Source organism: Nocardioides sp. URHA0032 (assembly GCF_000620645.1).
Taxonomy (GTDB): domain Bacteria; phylum Actinomycetota; class Actinomycetes; order Propionibacteriales; family Nocardioidaceae; genus Nocardioides.
The window spans coordinates 63,587-84,963 of the sequence record NZ_KK211159.1; the positions used below are offsets into that span (position 1 = coordinate 63,587).

A 21,377-nucleotide genomic window follows, 5' to 3' on the forward strand; every position below is an offset into this window, starting at 1 on the left:
CACGCCCCGCCCCCGTCAGAACCCCCGACTCAACGGTTCTTGTGGCGGGGCTTCCGGTCGCGGGCGGGCGAGCCGCCGCCGGAGTCGAGCTGGAGCTCGATGAGCTTGCCCGAGATCCGGGTCTGGCGCAGGGCGTCCCAGACGGTGCTGGGGAGCTCGGCGGGCAGCTCGACGAGCGAGAAGTCGGGGCGGATCTGGATGTGCCCGAAGTCGTTGCGGCGCAGGCCGCCCTCGTTGGCGATCGCGCCGACGATCTGGCGCGGCTCCACCTTGTGCCGCTTGCCCACGTTGATCCGGTACGTCGCCATCGGCACGTCGCTCGAGCCACGACGCTCGCGGCTCGCGGACCGCTCCGGGCGGTCGCGCTCCTCGCGGGGTGCCCGGATGGGCTTCTCCGCGGCGGGGTCGATGAGCAGCGGGGTCTCGCCCTGGGCGACGACCGCGAGCGCCGCGGCGACGTCGACCTCCGGCACGTCGTGCTCGCGCACGTAGTGGCTGATGATGTCGCGGAACCGCTCGATCCGCGAGGACTGCTCGAGCGCCTCGGTGATCGCGTCGTCGAAGCGCGAGAGCCGGGTCGCGTTGACGTCCTCGGCGGTCGGGAGCTGCATCTGGGTGAGCGGCGAGCGGGTCGCCTTCTCGATGTGCTTGAGCAGGTAGCGCTCGCGCGGCGTCACGAACGAGATCGCGTCGCCGCTGCGCCCGGCCCGGCCGGTGCGGCCGATGCGGTGCACGTAGGACTCGGTGTCCGTGGGGATGTCGTAGTTGACGACGTGGCTGATCCGCTCGACGTCGAGGCCGCGCGCGGCGACGTCGGTGGCGACCAGGATGTCCAGCTTGCCCGACTTGAGCTGGTTGACCGTCCGCTCGCGCTGGGCCTGCGCCACGTCGCCGTTGATCGCAGCGGCGGAGAGGCCGCGGGCGCGCAGCTTCTCGGCGAGCGTCTCGGTCTCGTTCTTGGTGCGGACGAAGACGATCATCCCCTCGAAGTTCTCGACCTCGAGGATCCGGGTGAGGGCGTCGACCTTCTGGGGGTAGGAGACCATGAGGTAGCGCTGGGTGATGTTCGGCGCGGTCGCGGTCTTGTTCTTGACCGTGATCTCTTCGGGGTTGTTGAGGTACTGCTTCGAGATCCGGCGGATCTGCGCGGGCATGGTCGCGGAGAAGAGCGCGACGTTCTTGTCGTCGGGGGTGTCGGCGAGGATCGTCTCGACGTCCTCGGCGAAGCCCATGTTGAGCATCTCGTCGGCCTCGTCGAGCACGAGGAACCGCAGCTCGGTGAGGTCGAGCGTGCCCTTGTCGAGGTGGTCCATGATCCGGCCGGGGGTCCCGACCACGACGTGGACCCCGCGGCGCAGCGCGCTGAGCTGTACGCCGTACGCCTGGCCGCCGTACACGGGCAGCACGTGCACGCCCTTGATGTGCGCGGCGTAGCGCTCGAACGCCTCGCACACCTGGAGCGCCAGCTCCCGGGTGGGTGCCAGGACGAGTGCCTGCGGAGTCTTCTGGGAGAGGTCGAGGCGGCTCAGGATCGGCAGTGCGAACGCCGCCGTCTTGCCGGTGCCCGTCTGCGCGAGGCCGACGACGTCGCGGCCCGCCAGCAGCGGCGGGATCGTGGCGGCCTGGATCGCCGACGGCGTCTCGTAGCCGACGTCGGCCAGCGCCTTCAGCACCTTCGGGTCGAGGCCGAGGTCGGCGAACGTCACCTCGGGCGTGGTGGGGTCGTCAAGGTCCTCGTTGCTCACCCGACAACGGTAGTGGTTGCACGCGGGGGCGCCACCTTCGTCAACGCGGTGGGCTGGCTCACTCCACCGTCACCGACTTGGCCAGGTTGCGCGGCTTGTCGATGTCGTGGCCCAGCCGGAGGGCCGCGTGGTAGGCCAGCAGCTGCAGCGGGATCGTCATCAGGATCGGGTCCAGCTCGCGCTCGTTGCGGGGTACGACGACCCGCTCGGCCTCGACGTCCCCGAGGTCGACGCCCTCGTGCGTGACCACGACGAGCGGCCCGCGCCGGGCGGCGATCTCGTGCAGCGCCCCGACGTTCCTGTCGGTGAGCTCGTCCTCGGGCACGATCGCGACCGTCGGCACGTCCGGCGAGATGAGGGCGAGCGGCCCGTGCTTGAGCTCCGAGGTCTGGTACGCCTCGGCGTGCCGGTACGAGATCTCCTTGAACTTCTGCGCCCCCTCGCGCGCGACCGGGAACCCGCGCACGCGGCCGACGAAGAAGAGGCTCTCCGCCTCGGCCAGCCGGCCGGCCAGCGCGGCGAGCGCCTCCTCCTGGGCCAGCACCTCCTCGATCTGCTCGGGCAGCCTCTGCAGCCCGGCGATCAGCCGCCGGCCGTCCGCGATCGAGAGGTCACGCACCCGCCCCAGCTGCAGGGCCAGCAGGGCGAAGCCCAGGAACATGTTCGTCAGCGCCTTCGTGGACGCGACCGCCACCTCCGGGCCCGCGTGCAGGTAGATGCCGCCGTCGCACTCGCGGGCGATCGCGCTGCCGACGACGTTCACGAGGCCGATCACGCGGCCGCCCTTGCGCCGGATCTCCTGCACCGCCAGCAACGTGTCGATGGTCTCGCCCGACTGCGAGACCGCCACGTACAGCGTGTCGGGCTCGATGATCGGGTTGCGGTAGCGGAACTCGCTGGCCGCCTCGGCGTCCGCCGGGATGCGCGCGAGCTCCTCCACGAGCGAGGCGCCCATCTGCCCGACGTAGTACGCCGACCCGCAGCCCAGGATCTTGACGCGCCTGATCGCCCGGGTCTCGCGGGCGTCCATGTCCAGGCCCCCGAGGTGGGCGGTGCCGAACCGCTCGTCCAGCCGACCGCGCAGCACCCGGACCGCCGCAGCCGGCTGCTCGAGCATCTCCTTGTGCATGAACGACTCGTGGTCGCCCGCCTCGTACGCCGCCGGGTCGATGTCCAGCGTGGTCGCGTCCCGCGCGGTCCGCGAGAGGTCGAGGCGGTACGTCGTGAAGCCGGTCGCTGTCAGCGTCGCGATCTCGCCGTCGTCCAAGTGGGCGACCGTGGTCGTGTGCCGGACGATCGCGGCCAGGTCGGACGCGACGTACATCTCCCGGTCGCCGACGCCGACGAGCAGCGGGCTGCCGTTGCGGGCGACGACCAGCCGGTCCGGGAAGTCGGCGTGCAGGACGGCCAGGCCGTAGGTCCCCTCGACCGCGGAGAGCGCGTCGCTGACCTTGCCCTCGAGCGTGTCCGCTCCCGAGCGGCCGACCAGGTGCGCCAGCACCTCGCTGTCGGTGTCGCTGACCAGGTCGGCGCCCTCGTCGGCCAGCCGCTGCCGCAGCGCGGCCGCGTTGTCGATGATCCCGTTGTGCACGATCGCGACCAGCCCCTTGGCATCCGTGTGGGGGTGGGCGTTCACGTCGTTCGCCGGACCGTGCGTCGCCCAGCGGGTGTGGCCGATGCCGACCTTGCCGGCGAACCGCTTGGGGAGCCCGTCGGCCAGGTCCCGCACCCGGCCGGCCCGCTTCGCGACCTTGACGCCCGTGCTCCCGAGCACGGCGAGGCCGGCCGAGTCGTAGCCGCGGTGCTCGAGCCGGGTCAGGCCCTCGACCAGGATCGGGCTGGCCTGCTGGGTGCCGACGTAGCCGACGATTCCGCACATGTGATGGCTCCTCTTCAGCCGTAGACGATGCGCCGCAGCTGGCGCTCGGTGAGGTCGGGAGCGGCGACCACGCGGCCGGCCAGCTCCTCGGTGATCCGGGCGAAGATCTCGTGGTTCCTCGCGCCGTAGGTCTTCAGGTGCGCGTGCCGGCGCCGTACGTAGTCCTCGACCGGCTCCGCGTGGAACGCGATGACGTCCTCCACCACCCGCGCCGCCTCGGTCGGCTCGAGACCGGTGCTGGCGACGATCCGGTCGACGATCTCGGGGTCGGGAGGCGCGGGCACGACGACGATCTTCCGGGTGCGGCGCGCGAATGTGCAACTTCCTGCCCGATTTCGGGCAGGAAGCGGGCAGTTGTTCCAAAGCGCCACAGCCGTTCCGCGCCCCGATCAGGTGGGGCGCGACCGGCGACCGGACCCGCTCCGGGTCCCTCCAGTGGAGGACCGCGCGGGATCTCGCGGGTTTCTTGGCCGTAACGGTGGAGGCGCGGTACCTTTGGTGAACAGAACGTGAACAACAGACGTCCGAGGAGCGACACGATGACCGACAACCTGGCCATGACCTGGGTGACGGTCACGGACGCGACCGGGCAGACCCGTCTGGAGGCTCGGTGGACGCTGGCCCAGCAGAGCGGTGCACCCACGCAGGCCACCCACGCCGCCTGACCCAGCTTCTTCGTCGGCCCGCCAGTCACGCACTGGCGGGCCGATGCACATTCTCGGGTCGGTTCGGGATACCGGGAATGAATCGGACCGCAGTCCGGTTCAAGTCATCAAAGCTTCAACAACCCCGATCCCGAACCAGGAGCCAACTGATGTCGTTCTTCAACCGCCAGGCCGCCGAGCAGTTCGACGCCCCCACCGCCGCCGTCGAGGACATCTCCGGCGACTACACGATCGACCCGGCGCACAGCCGGATCGGCTTCAGCACCCGCCACGCGATGGTCACCACCGTCCGCGGCCACTTCTCCGAGTTCGCCGGCACCGCGCACGTGGACTCCAAGAACCCCGCCAGCTCCCGCGTCGAGCTGACCATCCAGACCGGCAGCATCGACACCGGTGTCGCCGACCGCGACGCGCACCTGAAGTCGGCCGACTTCTTCAACGCCGACGAGAACAAGGAGATCGCCTTCTCCTCCACCGCGGTCGAGCGCGACGGCGAGGACTGGGTCATCACCGGCGACCTGACCCTCAACGGCGTGACCAAGCCGGTCACGGTGACCTTCGAGCCCACCGGCTCGGCTCGCGACCCGTACGGCAACATCCGCATCGGCTTCGAGGGTGGCACCACGATCAACCGCAAGGACTGGGGCGTCTCCTGGAACGCCGCGCTCGAGACCGGCGGCGTGCTGGTCTCCGAGAAGGTCAAGCTCGAGTTCGACATCTCGGCGATCCGCAACGCCTGATCGCCTGACTCCCTGGACGGGGCCGCCGGATATCCGGCGGCCCCGTCCGGCATTTGCTGGTTCGATGTGCCGGTGCACGACATGATCGAGCTCCCCGCGGGCCTCACCAGCCGCCCGCTCGCGATGTCCGACGCTCGCGCCGTCTTCGAGGTGATGGCCGCCCAGGAGCAGCGGGACATCGGCAAGGTCGCCATCGAGGAGGCCGACATCCTGGCCGACTGGCAGCGGCCGTCGTACGACGTCGGCGCGGGCACCGTCGGCATCCTCGACGGTGACCGGCTCGTGGCGTACGCCGAGCACATGGGCGCCGACAAGGGCGACGCGGCCGTGCACCCCGCGTACCGAGGCCGCGGCATCGGGACGGCACTCGCGCACTGGATGCAGCAGCGCGCCAGGGCCTCCGGCGCGACGGTGGTCGGGATGCCGGTGCCGCAGGGCTCGGACGGCGACCGGCTGCTCGCCGCGCTCGGCTACCACGTCCGGTGGGAGACGTGGGAGCTCTACCTCCCCGAGGGCGCGGAGATCCCGGCCCGGCCGCTGCCCTCCGGCTACGCCCTGCGCGAGGCCACGCCCGCCGACCACCGCGCGTGCTGGACGGTGCTCGAGGACGCGTTCCTCGAGTGGGCCGCCCGGGACCGGCAACCGTACGACGACTTCCTCGCCTCGGTCGTCGGCCGGCAGGGATTCGAGCCGTGGCACCTGCGCGTGGTCACCGATCCTTCCGGGGAGGTCGTCGGCGTCTGCAACGTGCTGCTGTTCGGCGGCGACGAGGGGTACGTCAGCAAGGTGGCGACCCGCGCAGACCAGCGCGGCCGCGGGCTCGGTCAGGCGCTGCTCGTCGACGCGTTCGCGGCGGCCCGGGCGCACGGCGCGACGCACTCGGGGCTCGCCACGGACTCGCGGACCGGGGCGCTCTCCCTCTACGAGAAGGTCGGCATGCGGGTCACGTCCACCTGGCTGAACCGCGCCATCGACCTGTGACCGGTCCCGGCGAGCGGGTCCTCGCGGCGTTCGGGCTGACCGGGCGACCGGTGCCGCTGCCCGGCGGTCAGGGCCGCACGTGGGCGGTGGCCGACGCGGTGCTGCAGCCGAGCCGGGGAGCCGTGGCCGACCGGTGGACCGCCGAGACCACCGCCGGCCTCGTCGAGGACGGCTTCCGGGTGGCGCGGCCGCTCCGGCCGGGCGACGGCTGGACGGTCGACGGCTGGACGGCGTGGACGCGGGTCGCCGGCGAGCACCGGACCTGGGACGCGGACTGGCCCGTCGCCCTCGAGGTCGCCGTCCGACTCCACCGCGCGCTGCGTGGCGCGGCCCGCCCGCCGCACCTCGACGACCGCACCGACGTCTTCGCCCGCGCCGACCGGTGCGCGTGGGGCGAGGCCGAGATCGATGCCGGTGGTGCGGTGGGCGCCGGGCTCACGCACCTGCGCCGGTGGCGGACCCCGCTCGACCTGCCCGCCCAGGTCGTGCACGGCGACGTGGCCGGCAACCTGCTCTGGGCCGACGAGGCGCCGCCCGCCGTCATCGACCTGTCGCCGTCCTGGCGACCCGGGGGCCTGGGCGCCGCGCAGGTCGTGGTCGATGCGGTGCTCTGGTACGGCGCCGACGTCTCGCTCGCCGAGCTGTTCCTCGAGCACGAGCCGGCCGCGGGTCGGCAGCTCGTGCTGCGCGCGCTCATGTTCCGCCTCGCGATCGACGCCCTGCTCGCCGACGGCGCCGACGGCGACGTCCGCTGGTCCCCCGACCAGGTCCTGTGGGACCTGGAGCGCGCGGACCCGCTCGTGCGCTGGCTGGGCCGATGAACCCGCGGCAAGCCGCCACCCACCGCGGAGGTAGAACAGCGGCGACGGGGTACTGGCTCGGCCATGGAGGTGAGGCTCACATGGCCACGACCAAGCAGAAGGAAGCGGCGAAACGCAACCTGAAGAAGGCCCGGGCGGCACAGAGCGACCGCGCGCACGGCGAGGACGTGCCCCGACGGGCCGAGGGCATGAGCACGGCAGAGGAGAACCGTCTGTCGGACAAGGATTTCGCATTCCCCGAGCAGCGCAAGGAACCGTTGAGCGACGCCAAGCACGTGCGCAACGCGATCGCACGCTTCGATCAGGTGGAGGGTGTCAGCGACGCCGACCGCGATCGTGCCTGGAAGAGGATTCTGTCCGCCGCGAAGAAGTACGACATCGACGTGGACGCTGACGATTGGCGCGAGTTGTTCAAGGGCGGCCGGGCCAAGAAGAAGTGACCGTCGGCCGCGAGCTGATCACCCTGACCGGCCCGATCCGACGCGCGCGAAACGCATCGGTCTGCCTCGGCGAGGCCTCGCACGGGACGCACGAGTACCACCAGTGGCGGGCGCACCTAGCGGATCGGCTCGCCCGAGACCGACCGGGCGATGACCAGCCGCTGGATCTCCGAGGTGCCCTCGAAGATCGTGTAGATCTTGGCGTCGCGGGCCATCCGCTCGACCGGGTACTCGCGCGTGAAGCCGTTGCCGCCGAGGATCTGCATGGCCTCGCCGGTCACCTTGACCGCGGTCTCGCCCGCGAACAGCTTGGACATCGAGCCCTCGGCGTTCTCGAACTTCCTGCCCTGCCGCGCCATCCAGGCCGCGCGCCACACGAGCAGCCGGGACGCCTCGATCGAGGTCGCCATGTCCGCGAGCTTGAAGGCGATGCCCTGGTTCTCGATGATCGCCTTGCCGAACTGCTCGCGGGTCTTCGCGTAGTCCAGGGCCACCTCGTACGCCGCGCGCGCGATGCCGATCGCCTGCGCGCCGACGGCCGGGCGGGTGCGCTCGAAGGTCGCCATCGACGCGTTGCCCCGGGCGCCGCCACCCTCGCGGGCGCGGGCCAGGCGGGCGTCGAGCTTCTGCTTGCCGCCGAGCAGGCACCGGCCGGGCACCCGGACGTGGTCGAGCACCACCTCGGCCGTGTGCGAGGCGCGGATGCCGTGCTTGTGGAACTTCTGCCCCTGGCTGAGCCCCTGGGTCCCCGGCGGTACGACGAAGGACGCCTGACCGCGCGTGCGCAGCTCCGGGTCGACGACCGCGGTCACCACGTGCACGTCGGCGATGCCACCGTTCGTGGCCCAGGTCTTGGTGCCGTTGAGCACCCACTCGTCGGTCGCCTCGTCGTACGTCGCGCGGGTGCGCATCGCGCCCACGTCGGAGCCGGCGTCCGGCTCGGAGGAGCAGAACGCGCCGAGCTTGAGGTCACCCGGCGTGCCGTACATGGCGGGGACCCACTCCGCCACCTGCTCGTCGGTGCCGTTCGCGCGGACACCGGCGGCGGCGAGCGACGTCCCGACGATCGAGAGCCCGATGCCGGCATCGCCCCAGAACAGCTCCTCCATGGTGATCGGGAAGCCGAGGCCGGTCTCGTCGAGGGCCTGCGCCACGATGAAGTCGACGGAGTAGATGCCCGCCTTCGCGGCCTCCTCGACGACGGGCCAGGGGAACTCCTCCTTCTCGTCCCACTCGGCCGCGGCCGGACGGATGACGTCCGCCGCGAAGCCGTGCAGCCAGTCCCGGAGGTCGAGGTGGTCCTGGTCCAGGTCGAAGGAGGGGGTCATGCCGCCGAGGCTACCGACGGACCGGAACACGTTCTACTGTGACGGCTGTGGCCACCACCACTCCGCAGCCGCAGGTCCGCGAGCTGCCGCACGCGCCCCGAGGTCTGCCGCTCATCGGCCGCAGCCTCGAGTACGCCCGCGACCCGATGGCGCTGTTCCGCAAGCAGTGGGAGGCGTACGGCGCGGTCTCGCCGATGAGCCTGGTCGGCAGGGACCGGTGGGTGATGCTGCTCGGGCCGGACGCGTGCGAGGTCGCGCTGCGCAACCCGGACAAGGCCTTCGCCAACGGGCCGGCGTGGACCTACCTGGTCGGCCCGTTCTTCGGGCGCGGCCTGATGTTCCTGGACTTCGAGGAGCACCACCTGCACCGCCGGATCATGCAGCAGGCGTTCACCCGCGACCGGCTCGCCAACTACACCGCGGCCATGCACCCCGCCATCACCGCGGGGCTCGCCTCGTGGACGCCGACGCCGGGATTCCAGGCGTACTGGGCCCTCAAGGACCTGACCCTCGACATCGCCACCAACACCTTCATGGGCGGCGCCGAGCACAGCTCGCCCGAGGAGATGGAACGGGTCAACCGGTCGTTCATCTCTTGCGTCCAGGCGGCCGCCTCGATCATCCGGCACGACGTGCCGTTCACCCGCTGGCGCCGTGGCCTGCGGGGCCGCCGGCACCTCGAGGACTTCCTCACCACCTACCTGTCCGAGCGGCGGGCGACCGCGACCGACGACCTCTTCTCCGTGCTCTGCCACATCGAGTCCGAGGACGGCGAGCGCTTCAGCGACGAGGACGTCGTCAACCACATGATCTTCCTGATGATGGCGGCGCACGACACCTCCACCATCACGCTGTCCACGATGATGCAGCTCCTCGGGCAGCACCCCGACTGGCAGCAGCGCTGCCGCGCGGAGGCCGAGGAGCTCGCCGCCCGGGTCGGTACGACGCCGGGCCTGGCCGACCTCGACGGCCTGGCGTCCGTCGACCTGGTGATGAGGGAGTCACTGCGGCTGCGCGCTCCGGTGCCCGTCGTGCTCCGCAGGACCGTCAAGGACACCGTCGTCCTCGGCACCCGCATCCCTGCCGGGACCTACGCGACCGTAGGCCTCCAGTTCAGCCACCTGATGGCGGAGTACTGGACGGACCCCGAGACGTTCGACCCGGAGCGGTTCGGCCCCGGCCGGCGCGAGGACAAGGCGCACCGCTACGCGTGGGCACCGTTCGGCGGTGGCGTCCACAAGTGCCTCGGCATGTACTTCGCGGGAGCCGAGGTCACCGCGCTGATGTTCCACCTGCTGCTCGACTTCGAGTGGACCGTCGACCCGGCGTACGTGGCGCCGATGAACAACCACTCGCTGCCGTTCCCGAAGGACGGGCAGCCGGTCGACCTCAGGCGTCGTTGACCGGGTGGTCGACGCACCCCGCCGGCCGCTAGGAGATGACCGCGTCGACGGTCTTCTTCAGCGCGCTGGGCTGGGACGGCCGGCGCGGCGCCTTCTCGCGGGCCTCGGCCATCTCAGCACCGATCTCCTGGAGGGTCTTGCGTCCGAGCGCCTCGCGCACCTGCGGGAACCACTCGTCCTCCTCCTCCTCGATGTGGTGCCGCACGCTCTCGATCAGCACCGTCGTCTTGGCCGTGAACCGCTCGTCGTCCGGCTTCATCGCGGCCAGCTCCATCACCAGCACGTCGGCGACGTGGTGCTCCTCGTAGGACTCCAGGACGTCGTCCTCGAGGTCCGGGACGAGGTCACGCACCCGCGGGTACATGACCTCGTTCTCGATGTAGGTGTGCACGGTCAGCAGCTCGATGATCCGGTCGACCAGCTTGCCCTTGGTCTCGATCGCGTCGTCACCGGCGTTCTCGAACTCGCGGAACGCGCGGAGGATCTCCTTGTGGTCGTTCTTGAGCATCACGATGGCGTCTTTGGACATGGGTGTTCTCCTGAGTGGTCGTGGCGGTGGTGGGAGAGACGTCGTCGCCACGCGAGTGGCGCGCGCGGCGGTAGGCGGGTCCGCGCAGCCGGCGTACGGACGGGTACTGCTCGAGCCCGGTGATCTGGTGGACGACCGGGTCGAAGGACAGGTGCTGCTCACGCCGGCCGGTCGACAGGCGGAGCACGGCGAAGGCGTGCCACGGGCCGTCGGGGCGGGCCCACGACAGCTCGTAGACCTCCGCCCCGATCGCCTCGGCGGCGAGGACGACCGCACCGGTGTCCGTCCGGTAGGGCAGCAGCGTCGTCATCGGCCGGGTCTGCGGCCGGCGGCTGGGGGTCAGCAGGAACCGGGTGAGCCTCCCGACGCCGGTGGTGGCGAACAGGACGTCGCCCACCCCGTCGGGGGCGTGCACCCGGAGGGCGAGGCCGTGGATGTCGGGGAGCGCGCCGGGGAGCCCGACGGCCCGGGAGAGGCGGACGTCGGCGTCGTCCTCGCCCGGCTCGTCGAGCCAGCCGACGCCGGTGGGTTCGGCCGAGCCGCTGCGGAAGACCCGTGCGGCCAGGATCTCGCCGTCCGGGTGGAGCGGCTTGCGCGCGGGCCGGAGGACCGCCAGCACGCCGGTGGCGGCGGCCAGCACACCACCCCCGGCGGAGGAGGCGGTGCGGGCCAGGCTGGGCATGGTCCGCCTGTACCCCGGTGGCCGGATCTCAGGCGTGCACCGGAGTGCCCGAGCCGAGCTCCTCGTCGACGCCGGCGTCGCCGATGTCGGCGTGGTAGTCCTGCGGCGTCGTCTGGTCCCGTCCCGCCGCGACGCCGGTGGCACGCAGCAGCGGCGTGAGGACGACCGCCACGAGCAGGTTCAGGCCGAACGCGAGGAGGGCGATGTAGACCTTCGTGGTGGTCCCGGGGAAGTTCACCAGCGGACCTCCGAAGTGGTCCTGGGTCGGCGAGGCGACGCCGTAGGCGAGCCAGGTCCCGTAGGCCATGCCGACCGCCCAGCCCGCGAAGAGCGCCCACCGGTGCAGCCAGCGCGTGTAGAGCCCGACCACGATGGTGGGCAGCGTCTGCAGGATCCAGACCCCGCCGAGGAGCTGGAGGTTGATCGCGAAGTCCTTCGACAGTGCGAGCACGAACACCAGTGCACCGAACTTCACGAGCAACGACACGACCTTGCTCTGGGTCGCCTCCTGCTGGTGGGTGGCAGTGCGGTTGATGAACGCCTTGTAGACGTTGCGGGTCCACAGGTTCGCAGCGGCGATCGACATGATCGCCGCGGGCACGAGCGCGCCGATCACGATCGCCGCGAACGCGACGCCGGCGAACCAGGGGCTGAACTGGTCCTCGAAGAGCTGCGGCACCGACTGCTGCGGGTTCTCCACCTTCACCCCGGCCGCGATCGCGACGAACCCCAGCAGGGCGAGCAGGCCCAGCAGGAAGGAGTACGCCGGGAGGAGCGCCGCGTTGCGGCGGATCACCGACCGGCTGCGCGTCGAGAGCACGCCGGTCACCGAGTGCGGGTACATGAACAGCGCCAGCGCGGAGCCCAGCGCCAGCGAGGAGTAGGCCCACTGGCTGATGCCGGCGGCCGGCATGGTGGCCTTCGGGGCGGCGTCCCCGGCGGCGATCGCGTCCGCGTTGTCCTTGTTGAACGACGCGAACGAGTCGCTCACCGTCGAGAAGATGTGGTCCCACCCGCCGACCCGCGACGGGATGTAGATCACCGCGACGATGATCACGACGTAGATCAGCGTGTCCTTGACGAACGCGATCAGCGCCGGCGCGCGAAGCCCGCTGGAGTACGTGTACGCCGCCAGCACCGCGAACGCGATGAACAGCGGCAGGTCCTTGACGAACCAGCTGTCGCTGCCGGTCCCGATGCCGATGACCTGGAGCACGACCTGCATGCCGACGAGCTGGAGCGCGATGTACGGCATCGTCGCGAGGATGCCGGTCAGCGCGATGACCAGCGCGAGCGGGCGGCTGTCGTAGCGACCCTGCACGAAGTCCGCCGGCGTGACGTAGCCGTGCCGGTGCGACACCGACCAGAGCCGCGGCAGGAACAGGAAGATGAGCGGGTAGACCACGATCGTGTACGGAACCGCGAAGAAGCCCGTCGCGGCCCCGGCGTACAGCGTGGCGGGCACCGCGATGAACGTGTAGGCGGTGTAGATGTCGCCGCCGATCAGGAACCAGGCGATGAAGGTGCCGAAGCCTCGGCCGCCGAGGCCCCACTCGTCCAGGCTGTCGAGGCTCTCCGCGCGGCGCCACCGGGCGGCCGCGAAGCCGAGCACGGTGACGAGCAGGAACAGGAAGACGAAGACGCCGAGCACGACGCCGTTCACGTGGTCGATCACGGCCGCGCCCCCTTGCCGGGCTCACGGGGCTCGGGCGGCTCCGCGGGCAGCCCGTGGCGCTCGCGGTCGGCGCGCTCCGCGCCCTGCGACAGCAGGTACGCCGGCACGGTCAGCCCGACCGAGGCGACGATCAGGGCGAACTGGAACCAGAAGAAGAACGGGAAGCCGAACAGCGTCGGGTCCTCCCGGTTGTAGAGCGACACGCACAGCGGCAGCACGATCGCCGGGGCGAGGAGCAGGCCGATCACGGCCCATCGTCCGCGTGAGGACATCAGGCACCTCCCGACAACGGGGACAACGCGCCCGTACCCCATTTGCCCGAGAATGACGCCCATGGACCCCTGGGAATCCTCCGCGGACCTGACCAGGTACGACGGCTGGCTGGCCCTCCTGCGAGAGCTGGGCGAGACCGACCGCGACGTCCGCGTGGCCTGGGTCGGCGGCAGCGCGGCGACCGGCGGCTGGGACCAGTGGTCCGACCTCGACGTCGACCTGCTGTGCACCCCCGGCGAGGCGTCCGCCGTCCACGACCGGCTGATCCGCCGTGCCCGGGAGCGCCTCGCCGTCGACCACGTGTGGGAGCTGCCGCCGTCGACCTGGCCGGACGGGCGGCAGTGCGTCGTGAGCATGCAGCACCGTCCCGGCTCCCTCACCGAGCCGACGAGGGTCGTGGACCTGCACGTCTCCGACCTCTCCGACCGGCACCGCTTCCTCGACGTCCGCCGGCACGGGACGCCGATCGTCCTGCACGACCCGGACGGCCTGCTGGTGCTGCGTCACGACGACCGGGCGGAGACCGACCGCGCCATCGCCGAGGCGGTCGACCAGGCCCGCCAGCGCCGGGCGACGGCGGAGTGGCTGGTGAACCGCGCGGTGGCACGCGGCCACCTGCCGGAGGCGACCGAGCTGTACCTGCGCTTCGGGCTCGGGGTCGTCGTCCGGCTGCTGCGGATCCGGCACTGCCCGTGGCGGCACGACTTCGGGATGCGCTACCTGCGCACCGACCTGCCCCCCGAGGTGGCGGACCGGGTCTACGCGCTGCTGCCCGGCGCGGCCCCGCTGGCGGACCTGGCCGCGGCGTGCTTCCTGTGGATGGACGAGCTGCTGTCGGGCAGCGGGGCGCCCTCGTCGGCGTGGTAGCTCCGCGAGGAGTCGCGGTGCGCGTCCCGCCGGCACGCCCAGGGCGCGGACACCTCCACCCGGTCGGGACCGTGGTGACCCCGCCGGGCAGGACGCGCACTCCTGTCTGGTGCGTTCCCACCCGGCGGGGAGCCTTCTCCGGGAATGCCTGAGCCCGCCCCGGAAAGCAAGCCCGGGACGGGCTCAGGTGTTCGGCTCACGCGGCTGTCGCGTCGTGGCTCGTCAGTCGGTCACGGAAGCGGGAACGACGTACGGCTGTTGACGCACAAGGTGCCGTAGCGGACCTTCGCGTTGCTCCCGGCGTGGTTCCAGAAGGTGAACGCACGGGTCTTCGGTCGAGGCTCCATGCCCAGGTACCAGTTCTGGTCCCAGTGCGTGTCGAGCCAGAACCACGCCACCATCGCCTTGTAGGCGTGCAGGGCCCCGTTCTGCTGGTCGCAGGTGTACTGCTTCTCCACCGGGTCGCCCAGGACGATGTCGGACTGGTACCAGCTCGCGTAGTCCCAGCTCGGCAGGCCGACCATGCCCAGGGAGTGCTTGGGCGTCGGCCCGTCGACCACCCGGCGCGAGATGCAGCGGCCGTAGACATCGATGTTGACCGACGCCGGGAACGGCGTTCCGTCGGAGATGAAGGACCAGCCCCACGACCGCCCGCTCTGGCGCGGGTAGGTGCCCCGGAGCCGCCAGTTCGTCGAGTGGACGTCGAAGCCCGGAGCCACGAAGTACTCGTCGGAGCGGCACGAGCCCCACGGCTGGATCTGCGGCTCGGAGCCGTACCAACCCCCCTGGTCGTCCATCTGGTAGGCACCGCCGAAGAGATCCCGCACGACGACCTGGTGGCGGTGCGAGTTCGTGTACTCGGTGTAGCCGCGGATGCAGGTCAGGAAGAGCTTGACCTGGGCGTCTCCCCACGCCTTGTTCTCCAGGTTGAACTGCCAGGACCGGAAGTCCGACGGGCCCTCGAAGTGGACCGGGTAGGAGGCCTGCACCCAGACGTCGCGCTCGTCGTCGTAGACGCCGTGGAGGGTCGGCGCGCTCGGGAAGTCGGGGTCCTCGTCGGGATCAGGCTGCGGCGGCTGGTACTGGTCGACGTGCTTGACCGACCACATGCCGTCGAGCACCGAGTCACCGGAGTCGCACTGCAGGATCTGTGAGCCGGAGTCGGCGCTGGAGTCGCTGCCCACCCCGGAGAGACGGATGTTCTTCTCGACCTTGTACATGTACACCTCGTGCTTGTGCTTCGAGGTGCCTGCGTCCGCCGGGGCGGAGGCGGTCGCGACCAGGGCCATCGGGGCGATGAGCGCGCCGACGGCCGCGGTAACGCGGAACCGGGTTTGAATCGCCATGACGACGATCTCCTTGCATTGACAGGAAATAGGGCGTGAGCACGTCTTCCCGAGATCGTTCCTCCGGCCCCCCCGGCCCGGTACCGGTCAGGTTAGGACCGCTGCCGCGCGGGACGAAGGTGGTCTACCGCCCTGGTCTACGCCAATGGTCTAGCGGGCCCACCTGGACCAGTGCCGCCGCCGGCGACGAGCGCCGACGAAGAACAGCACCAGCAGGCCGGCGAGGATCAGCGGCACGTGGGTGAGGACCGTCAGCACGAGGAGCACCGCGAGGACGGCCAGCAGCGGACCCGGGAGGCGCCCCCGAACGGGCAGTCCCGGTGCCCAGTACGCCGGTCGGCGGGCGTCGCGGTCCGGCTGCGGGGCGACCGGCCCGTACCGGCCCGGGAGGTCGCCGAAGATCGGCGCGAGCTCGCCGCGGGTGCGGCTGGACCAGATCCGGTCCAGCCGCTCCGCGTGCTCCTCGACGGTGATCCGGCCCTGCGCGTAGTGCTCGGCGAGCTCGGCCGCGGCCTGCTCGCGCTCGGCGTCGCTGATCCGGAGCTGGTCGTCCATCACGCGTCCTCGGGCTGCTCGGGGTCGCCGTCGGCGAGCACGCCGTACAGCTTGCGCCGGGTGTCGACCAGGATGTCGACCGCCGCGCGGCGCTGCTGCTCGCTACCAGTGGTGACGATCTGCCAGACCGCACCCATCACCTGCCCGATCTCGGGCCGGAGGTCGGCGAAGCTGCTGTCCTCCTCGCGGTCAGGCTCCTCGAACGGCGCCCACACCGCGGCGAGCTCGTCGGCGTGCGCCTCGGCGTACTCGGTGCCGGCGTCGGTCAGCCGCAGGCTGCGCCGGCCGTTCGCGTCGGTCGTGACGACCAGGCCCTCGTCCTCGAGCTGCTGGACGGTCGGGTAGACCGAGCCGGGGCTCGGCCGCCACGCTCCGTTGCTGCGCTCGGCGATCTGCTGGATGACCTGGTAGCCGTTGATGTCCTCGCCGTTCGACTGCGCGGTGCGGACGACGTCCAGGATCGCGGAGCGGACGTCGCCGCGCCGGACCCGCGGTCCGCGCTGCCGCTCGCCCTGGGCCAGGCCGAACAGGCCGGCCACCCACGGCGGCGGGCCCGGGTGTCCCGGACGGCCGAAGCCGCCGGGGCCGGCCCAGGGCGGGCCGCCCCAGCCGCCGCGTCGCCCGTGCTGCTGCCACTGCTGGTCGGGGTGGCTTCCCCACTGTCGGTTGAATCCTCGGTGTCCCATGACAGGACTCCTCTCTGCTGTGTCGGTGGTACCGCACCGCGTGACTGTCGCCGACGGGTCGCGATATATCGCGACCGTACGCCGACTGCTCGGGCGAGACAAGGGCGTGATCCCCGGTGAGCCGGGTATCCCAGCGCTTGTCGGGTGCTGCAGTGCCCGTGAAGCGACGGGATCCCCGGTGGACCGGGGATCCCGCCGCCCCTACCGCGCCAGCCAGGCGGCGTACGCGTCGAAGGTGTAGGGCCGGCCGAGGAAGTCGGCGACCAGGTCGGCGGCGTCGCGGGAGCCACCGGGGGCGAGGACGCGGTCGCGGTACCGGCCGGCGACGGCCGCGTCGAAGAGGTCGCCGGGGTCGAAGGCCGAGAACAGGTCCTTCGCGATCACCAGCGACCACATGTAGGTGTAGTACGCCGAGGAGTAGCCGGACAGGTGGCCGAAGCTGGCGAACATGTGGGTGCCGTCGATGTAGGCGAACGGCGAGTACCGGGCCTGCAGCTCGCGCATCGCGGCGGTCAGGTCGGAGGGCCGGTCGGTGTGGAACCGGTAGGACATCGCCGCGTAGAACATCTGGGTCCGGGCCTGGTAGCCCTTCCCGAAGTCGTCGGCAGCCCGCATCCGCGCGACCAGGTCCGCCGGGATCGGGTCGCCGGACGGCGAGAGTGCGAACGTCCGCAGCACGTCGGCGTCCCACGCCCACTCCTCGAGCATCTGGCTCGGCGCCTCGACGAAGTCCCACTCGGTCGCGACACCGGAGAACCGCGTCCACTCCCCCGACCCCGCGAGCACGTGGTGGACCAGGTGGCCGAACTCGTGGAACAGCGTCACCACGTGGTCGTGCTCCATCAGGCCGCGGCTGAAGTTGCAGACCAGCGCACCCTCGGCGAGCTGCCGCCCGGCCAGCCCGTCGACGAGCGAGAACTGCGCGGCGTGCTTGTACTTCCCCTCGCGCGGGTGCAGGTCGAGGTAGATCCGGCCGATCCGCGCGCCGTCCCGCACCACGTCGTGGGCCGTGACGTCCTCGTGCCAGACCTGCGCGTCCGGCACCGCGACGTACGAGATGCCGAACAGCCGGGCCGTCACGTCGAGCAGTCCCTGCCGCACCCGGCCGAAGTCGAAGTAGGTCCGCACCTGCTGGGCGTCGACGTCGTGCCGCTCCTGCCGCACCAGCTCCTCGTAGTAGGAGGCGTCGGCCGAGTCGATCCACCCGGCGTCGGGCACGTCGCGGCGGTACCGCTCCAGCAGCAGCCCGAGGTCACGCCGCATCGGCTCGGCGGCCGCATCGGTGATCCGGTCGATGAACTCGGGGATCGCCGGCCCCGTGCCGATCATCTTCACGTCCGCGTCGTACGACGCCCAGTCGGCGTACCCGACCAGCCTGGCCAGCTCCTCACGCAGCGCGAACAGCTCGTGCAGGAGCGGCTCGTTCTCGGGCCAGCCGCGCTCGAGGAAGGCCACGGTGACGTCGCGGCGCACGGCCGCGTCGTGGACGAACATCCGGGCCGGCACCGAGTCCGGGTAGTCGGTGGTGACCGTGACCAGGCCGTCCTCGTCGGCCGGGTGCGCGTCGAGCCAGTCCTGGGGGAGGCCGTCGAGCCGGGCGGCCGGCACGCGGACGGTCCGCACGTCGTCGCGGATGTTGCGGCCGAACTCCTGCCCCACCTCGGTCAGCCGTTCGTTGATCTGCGCCAGCCGGGTGCGCGCCTCGTCGTCGAGGTCGACGCCCGCGCGCCGGAAGTCGTCGAGGGTCTTGGTCAGCAGGCGGGCCGCGACCGGGTCGAGCCCGTCGGCGGATGCAGCCGCGAACACCTCGAAGAGCCGCCGGTCCTGGCGCAGCTCGGTGACGTACCGGTCGACCTCCAGCTCCGCCTGCTCGCAGGTCGTGCGGACCCCCTCGAGCGGGTGCACGTTGGCGAGCAGCGACGCGGTCGCCGCGACGTTCGACAGGTGCCGCGACACCTCGTCCCACTGCCGCAGCAGTGCGAGGGGGTCGGCCGGCGGGTCCGACCGGAGCCCCTCGACGAGCTCCCGCGCCGCCGCGAGTCCGTCCCTGGTCCGGCCCTCCACCCACTCCTGCGCGTCGTCGGCCGTGGGAAGGGCGAGGGGCGTCATGGCGCCAGACTGCCACGCCGCCTGGAGAGGTACGCCCGCTCCGCCGGGTTCTCGGTCGCGGCGATCGCGGCGTCGTACGCCGCCCGCGCCTCGGCGCTCCGGCCGAGCCGGCGGAGCAGGTCGGCCCGGGTCGCGTGAAAGGCGTGGTACGACGTGAGCCCGAGCCCGTCGACCTGCGCGAGGGCGACCTCGGGACCGTCCAGCTCGGCGAGCGCGACGGCCCGGTTCAGTGCGACGACGGGGGTCGGCGCGACGGCGTAGAGCTGGTCGTACAGCGCCGCGATCTGTCCCCAGTCGGTGGCCGACATGTCGGGTGCGTCGGTGTGCACGGCGTTGATCGCCGCCATCAGCTGGTACTGCCCCGGACGGCCGATCTGCAGGCACTCGCGCACGAGCGCGTGGCCCTCCGCGATCAGCTCCCGGTCCCAGCCGCCGCGGTCCTGGTCGCGCAGCGGCACCAGCTCGCCGGCGGCGTCGACCCGGGTCGGCCGGCGGGCCTCGATGAGCAGCATCAGCGCCAGCAGCCCGGCCACCTCCGGCTGCCCGGGCAGCAGCTCGCGCAGGATGCGGCCGAGGCGGATCGCCTCGCCGGTGAGGTCCTCGCGGATCGAGTGCTGACCGGAGCTCGCGAGGTAGCCCTCGTTGAAGACCAGGTAGACGACCGCGAGCACACCCCCGAGCCGCGCCGTCAGGTCGTCGGCGTCCGGGACCCGGTACGGGATGTTCGCCGTGCTGATCTTCTTCTTCGCGCGCGTGATCCGCTGCGCCATCGTCGTCTCCGGCACCAGGAACGCCTGCGCGATCTCGCCGACGGTCAGCCCGCCCAGGAGGCGCAGGGTCAGGGCCACGCGAGCCTCCGGCGCGAGCGCCGGGTGGCAGCAGGTGAAGATGAGCCGCAGCCGGTCGTCCTCGACCAGCCCGGTCGGTTCGTGCGGGGTGTCGTCGTGGATCATCAGGGCCGCCTGGTGCTTCGCGTCTCGGTGGGACTCGCGGCGGATCCGGTCGATGGCGCGGTTGCCGGCGGTCGTGGTCAGCCAGCCGCCCGGGTTGGGAGGTACGCCGTCGACCGGCCACCTCTCGACCGCGACCAGCAGCGCCTCGCCGGCCGCCTCCTCGGCGATGTCGATGTCGCCGAACCGTCGTACCAGCGAGGCGACCACCCGGCCGTACTCCTCGCGGTAGATCCGCTCGATCGCCGCCTGCGTCACGCAGGCTCGTCCTGGAACGGCCGGACCTCGACCTTGCCGCCGCAGGCGGCCGACGCCTCGACGGCCCAGCGGATCGCGGTGTCGCGGTCGGGGAGGTCGAAGACCCAGAAGCCGCCGAGCCACTCCTTGGTCTCGAGGTACGGCCCGTCGACGAGGATCGGGTCACTGCCGGTGCCGTCGACGGTCGTGGCGGTGTCGCCGGGCTTCAGGCCGCCGGCGAACACCCAGATGCCGGCGTCGCGTGCCTTCTCGTTGAAGCGCTCGACGGCCTCGAAGGCCGGCATCATCTCCTCGAGCGGGCGGGCGTAGTCGTCCGGGCCGCTGTGCACGCTGAGCAGGTACTGGGTCATGGCTTCCTCCTGGGGTCGGGGTCCTTCACTGTCTCCACGAACGACGCGACCCCGGTACGACACCCTTCCCGAAAAGAATCCTGTCTGCCTACTGTGAGGCCCATGTCGGCTCCCGAGTTCCGCCTGTCGTCGACCGTGCTCGGCACCGCCGACCCCCGCGGCCTGGCCGCCTTCTACCGGGACCTGCTCGGCTGGGAGGTCCGGACGGACCGGCCGGAGTGGGTGGTGCTGGAGCCGCCGGCCGGTACGGCGGGCCTCGCGTTCCAGCTCGAGGACGGGCACGTGCCACCCAGCTGGCCGTCCGGCCCGGGCGAGCAGCAGATGCAGTCGCACCTCGACATCGCCGTCGACGACCTCGACCAGGGTGTCGCCCGCGCGAAGGCGCTGGGCGCCGGGCTGGCGCCGTACCAGCCGCAGGACGACGTCCGAGTGCTGCTCGATCCGGCCGGCCACCCCTTCTGCCTCTTCGCACCGGTGCACTGAGCGGTCTACCGTCTGGCCATGACCGACTGGGGTGTGCTGTACCGGCACAACGTCGCCGCCGTCTCCGCGCTCGCCGGCGACCTCACCGACGAGCAGCTCGGGACGACGGTCCCGGGCACGCCCGCATGGCGGGTGCACGACGTGCTTGCCCACCTGGCAGGGGGCGCGTCCGACGCGGTCACCGGACGGATGGACGGGGCGCCGACCCCCGAGTGGACCTCGCGGCACGTCAGCGAGCGGCAGCAGCTCCCGGTCAGCGACCTGCTCGCGGAGCTGGACACCCACCAGGACGCGATCGTCGAGACGACCGTCGACAACCCGCGCCCGGCGATCGTCTGGGACATCTCGGTCCACCATGCCGACCTCCACGAGGCGCTCGGTCTCGGGATGCTGCCCGAGGGCCTGTGGGCCCCGGTGCTGGCCGGCGTCGCCCCGATGAAGTTCGGCACCGCCGGGGTACCCGAGGACGTGGACCGCTACGAGCTGTTCCGTGCGATCTTCTCGCGGCGCTCGCGCACCCAGATGCAGGCCTGGGGACTGCCGCTGTCTCCCGAGCAGCTCGACGAGCTGTGCATCTTCGGTCCCCGCGAGGACGATCAGCCCCTACCCTGA

At 71.6% G+C, this 21,377-nt stretch carries 23 protein-coding genes; 9 read left to right on the forward strand and 14 right to left on the reverse strand.

Going from position 1 to position 21,377, the window contains the following annotated elements; all coding sequences use genetic code 11:
• Window positions 1-29 precede the first annotated feature (29 nt).
• From N538_RS0113980 to N538_RS0113990, 3 genes are read right to left on the reverse strand one after another with little or no spacing between them, the layout of a single operon-like run.
• Complete coding sequence (locus N538_RS0113980) at window positions 30-1,745, reverse strand: DEAD/DEAH box helicase (RefSeq protein WP_028637801.1); 1,716 nt, start codon at window positions 1,743-1,745, stop codon at window positions 30-32.
• Between the two features lie 58 nt (window positions 1,746-1,803).
• On the reverse strand, window positions 1,804-3,624 hold the full coding sequence (glmS, locus tag N538_RS0113985) for a glutamine--fructose-6-phosphate transaminase (isomerizing) (protein WP_028637802.1): 1,821 nt from the start codon (window positions 3,622-3,624) through the stop codon (window positions 1,804-1,806).
• Window positions 3,625-3,638: 14 nt separating this feature from the next.
• On the reverse strand, window positions 3,639-3,908 hold the full coding sequence (locus tag N538_RS0113990; protein WP_036570620.1) for a hypothetical protein: 270 nt from the start codon (window positions 3,906-3,908) through the stop codon (window positions 3,639-3,641).
• 255 nt (window positions 3,909-4,163) lie between these two features.
• Between N538_RS0113990 and N538_RS29525 the strand changes: the two genes are divergently transcribed.
• The 5 genes from N538_RS29525 to N538_RS0114015 all read left to right on the forward strand — a co-directional run bounded on the left by N538_RS29525 (window position 4,164) and on the right by N538_RS0114015 (window position 7,271).
• Window positions 4,164-4,289 (forward strand): hypothetical protein, encoded by a 126-nt coding sequence (locus N538_RS29525; RefSeq protein ID WP_269320357.1) that lies wholly within the window; start codon window positions 4,164-4,166, stop codon window positions 4,287-4,289.
• 149 nt (window positions 4,290-4,438) lie between these two features.
• Window positions 4,439-5,029 (forward strand): YceI family protein, encoded by a 591-nt coding sequence (locus tag N538_RS0114000; RefSeq protein ID WP_028637804.1) that lies wholly within the window; start codon window positions 4,439-4,441, stop codon window positions 5,027-5,029.
• An 81-nt stretch (window positions 5,030-5,110) separates the two neighbouring features.
• Window positions 5,111-6,010, forward strand: coding sequence for a GNAT family N-acetyltransferase (locus N538_RS0114005; protein WP_036570912.1), 900 nt, complete (start codon window positions 5,111-5,113; stop codon window positions 6,008-6,010).
• Window positions 6,007-6,831 carry a hypothetical protein gene (locus tag N538_RS25465; protein ID WP_051549290.1) on the forward strand — a complete coding sequence of 275 codons (825 nt, stop codon included), beginning with the start codon at window positions 6,007-6,009 and terminating at the stop codon, window positions 6,829-6,831. Before N538_RS0114005 ends, N538_RS25465 begins: the two co-directional genes overlap by 4 nt.
• 80 nt (window positions 6,832-6,911) lie before the next feature.
• A complete protein-coding gene (locus N538_RS0114015; protein ID WP_197025347.1) occupies window positions 6,912-7,271 on the forward strand; it encodes a DUF6582 domain-containing protein in 360 nt (119 codons plus the stop codon).
• A 116-nt stretch (window positions 7,272-7,387) separates the two neighbouring features.
• Here N538_RS0114015 and N538_RS0114020 read toward each other — a convergent pair whose 3' ends face one another.
• Entirely contained in the window at window positions 7,388-8,599 is a 1,212-nt protein-coding gene (locus tag N538_RS0114020; RefSeq protein ID WP_028637807.1) for an acyl-CoA dehydrogenase family protein, read from the reverse strand.
• A 47-nt stretch (window positions 8,600-8,646) separates the two neighbouring features.
• Here N538_RS0114020 and N538_RS0114025 point away from each other — a divergent pair, with 47 nt between their 5' ends.
• Window positions 8,647-10,002 carry a cytochrome P450 gene (locus tag N538_RS0114025; protein WP_028637808.1) on the forward strand — a complete coding sequence of 452 codons (1,356 nt, stop codon included), beginning with the start codon at window positions 8,647-8,649 and terminating at the stop codon, window positions 10,000-10,002.
• Between the two features lie 28 nt (window positions 10,003-10,030).
• Here the strand turns inward: N538_RS0114025 and N538_RS0114030 are convergent, their stop codons facing one another.
• Genes N538_RS0114030 through N538_RS0114045 form a run of 4 tightly spaced genes read right to left on the reverse strand, consistent with a single transcriptional unit; the run spans window position 10,031 to window position 13,136 of the window.
• The gene (locus N538_RS0114030) at window positions 10,031-10,531 is read right to left on the reverse strand and encodes a hemerythrin domain-containing protein (protein ID WP_028637809.1); all 501 of its coding nucleotides are present in this window, start codon (window positions 10,529-10,531) and stop codon (window positions 10,031-10,033) included.
• Entirely contained in the window at window positions 10,449-11,213 is a 765-nt protein-coding gene (locus N538_RS25470) for a hypothetical protein (RefSeq protein ID WP_051549291.1), read from the reverse strand. The genes N538_RS0114030 and N538_RS25470 overlap by 83 nt, the downstream gene beginning before the upstream one ends.
• A 28-nt stretch (window positions 11,214-11,241) precedes the next feature.
• Complete coding sequence (gene mctP, locus N538_RS0114040) at window positions 11,242-12,888, reverse strand: monocarboxylate uptake permease MctP (protein ID WP_028637810.1); 1,647 nt, start codon at window positions 12,886-12,888, stop codon at window positions 11,242-11,244.
• Window positions 12,885-13,136, reverse strand: a complete 252-nt coding sequence (locus N538_RS0114045; RefSeq protein WP_231496223.1) for a DUF3311 domain-containing protein — start codon at window positions 13,134-13,136, stop codon at window positions 12,885-12,887. The genes mctP and N538_RS0114045 overlap by 4 nt, the downstream gene beginning before the upstream one ends.
• An 85-nt stretch (window positions 13,137-13,221) precedes the next feature.
• Here N538_RS0114045 and N538_RS0114050 point away from each other — a divergent pair, with 85 nt between their 5' ends.
• Complete coding sequence (locus tag N538_RS0114050; RefSeq protein WP_028637812.1) at window positions 13,222-14,028, forward strand: hypothetical protein; 807 nt, start codon at window positions 13,222-13,224, stop codon at window positions 14,026-14,028.
• 230 nt (window positions 14,029-14,258) lie between these two features.
• Here the strand turns inward: N538_RS0114050 and N538_RS0114055 are convergent, their stop codons facing one another.
• The 6 genes from N538_RS0114055 to N538_RS0114080 form a co-directional block, all read right to left on the reverse strand.
• Window positions 14,259-15,374, reverse strand: a complete 1,116-nt coding sequence (locus tag N538_RS0114055; protein ID WP_028637813.1) for a hypothetical protein — start codon at window positions 15,372-15,374, stop codon at window positions 14,259-14,261.
• A gap of 150 nt (window positions 15,375-15,524) precedes the next feature.
• Window positions 15,525-15,929 (reverse strand): DUF1707 SHOCT-like domain-containing protein, encoded by a 405-nt coding sequence (locus N538_RS25475; RefSeq protein WP_051549292.1) that lies wholly within the window; start codon window positions 15,927-15,929, stop codon window positions 15,525-15,527.
• Complete coding sequence (locus N538_RS25480; RefSeq protein WP_081790489.1) at window positions 15,929-16,615, reverse strand: PadR family transcriptional regulator; 687 nt, start codon at window positions 16,613-16,615, stop codon at window positions 15,929-15,931. The genes N538_RS25475 and N538_RS25480 overlap by 1 nt, the downstream gene beginning before the upstream one ends.
• A 201-nt stretch (window positions 16,616-16,816) precedes the next feature.
• On the reverse strand, window positions 16,817-18,724 hold the full coding sequence (locus N538_RS0114070; RefSeq protein ID WP_028637814.1) for a M3 family metallopeptidase: 1,908 nt from the start codon (window positions 18,722-18,724) through the stop codon (window positions 16,817-16,819).
• Entirely contained in the window at window positions 18,721-19,932 is a 1,212-nt protein-coding gene (locus N538_RS25485; protein ID WP_036570628.1) for an RNA polymerase sigma factor, read from the reverse strand. The genes N538_RS0114070 and N538_RS25485 overlap by 4 nt, the downstream gene beginning before the upstream one ends.
• Window positions 19,929-20,282 carry a YciI family protein gene (locus N538_RS0114080; protein ID WP_028637815.1) on the reverse strand — a complete coding sequence of 118 codons (354 nt, stop codon included), beginning with the start codon at window positions 20,280-20,282 and terminating at the stop codon, window positions 19,929-19,931. Before N538_RS0114080 ends, N538_RS25485 begins: the two co-directional genes overlap by 4 nt.
• Before the next feature lie 102 nt (window positions 20,283-20,384).
• Here N538_RS0114080 and N538_RS0114085 point away from each other — a divergent pair, with 102 nt between their 5' ends.
• Both N538_RS0114085 and N538_RS0114090 read left to right on the forward strand, forming a co-directional pair.
• Complete coding sequence (locus N538_RS0114085) at window positions 20,385-20,765, forward strand: VOC family protein (protein WP_028637816.1); 381 nt, start codon at window positions 20,385-20,387, stop codon at window positions 20,763-20,765.
• Between the two features lie 18 nt (window positions 20,766-20,783).
• Window positions 20,784-21,377: a maleylpyruvate isomerase N-terminal domain-containing protein gene (locus N538_RS0114090; protein WP_028637817.1), complete on the forward strand. Its 594-nt coding sequence runs from the start codon at window positions 20,784-20,786 to the stop codon at window positions 21,375-21,377.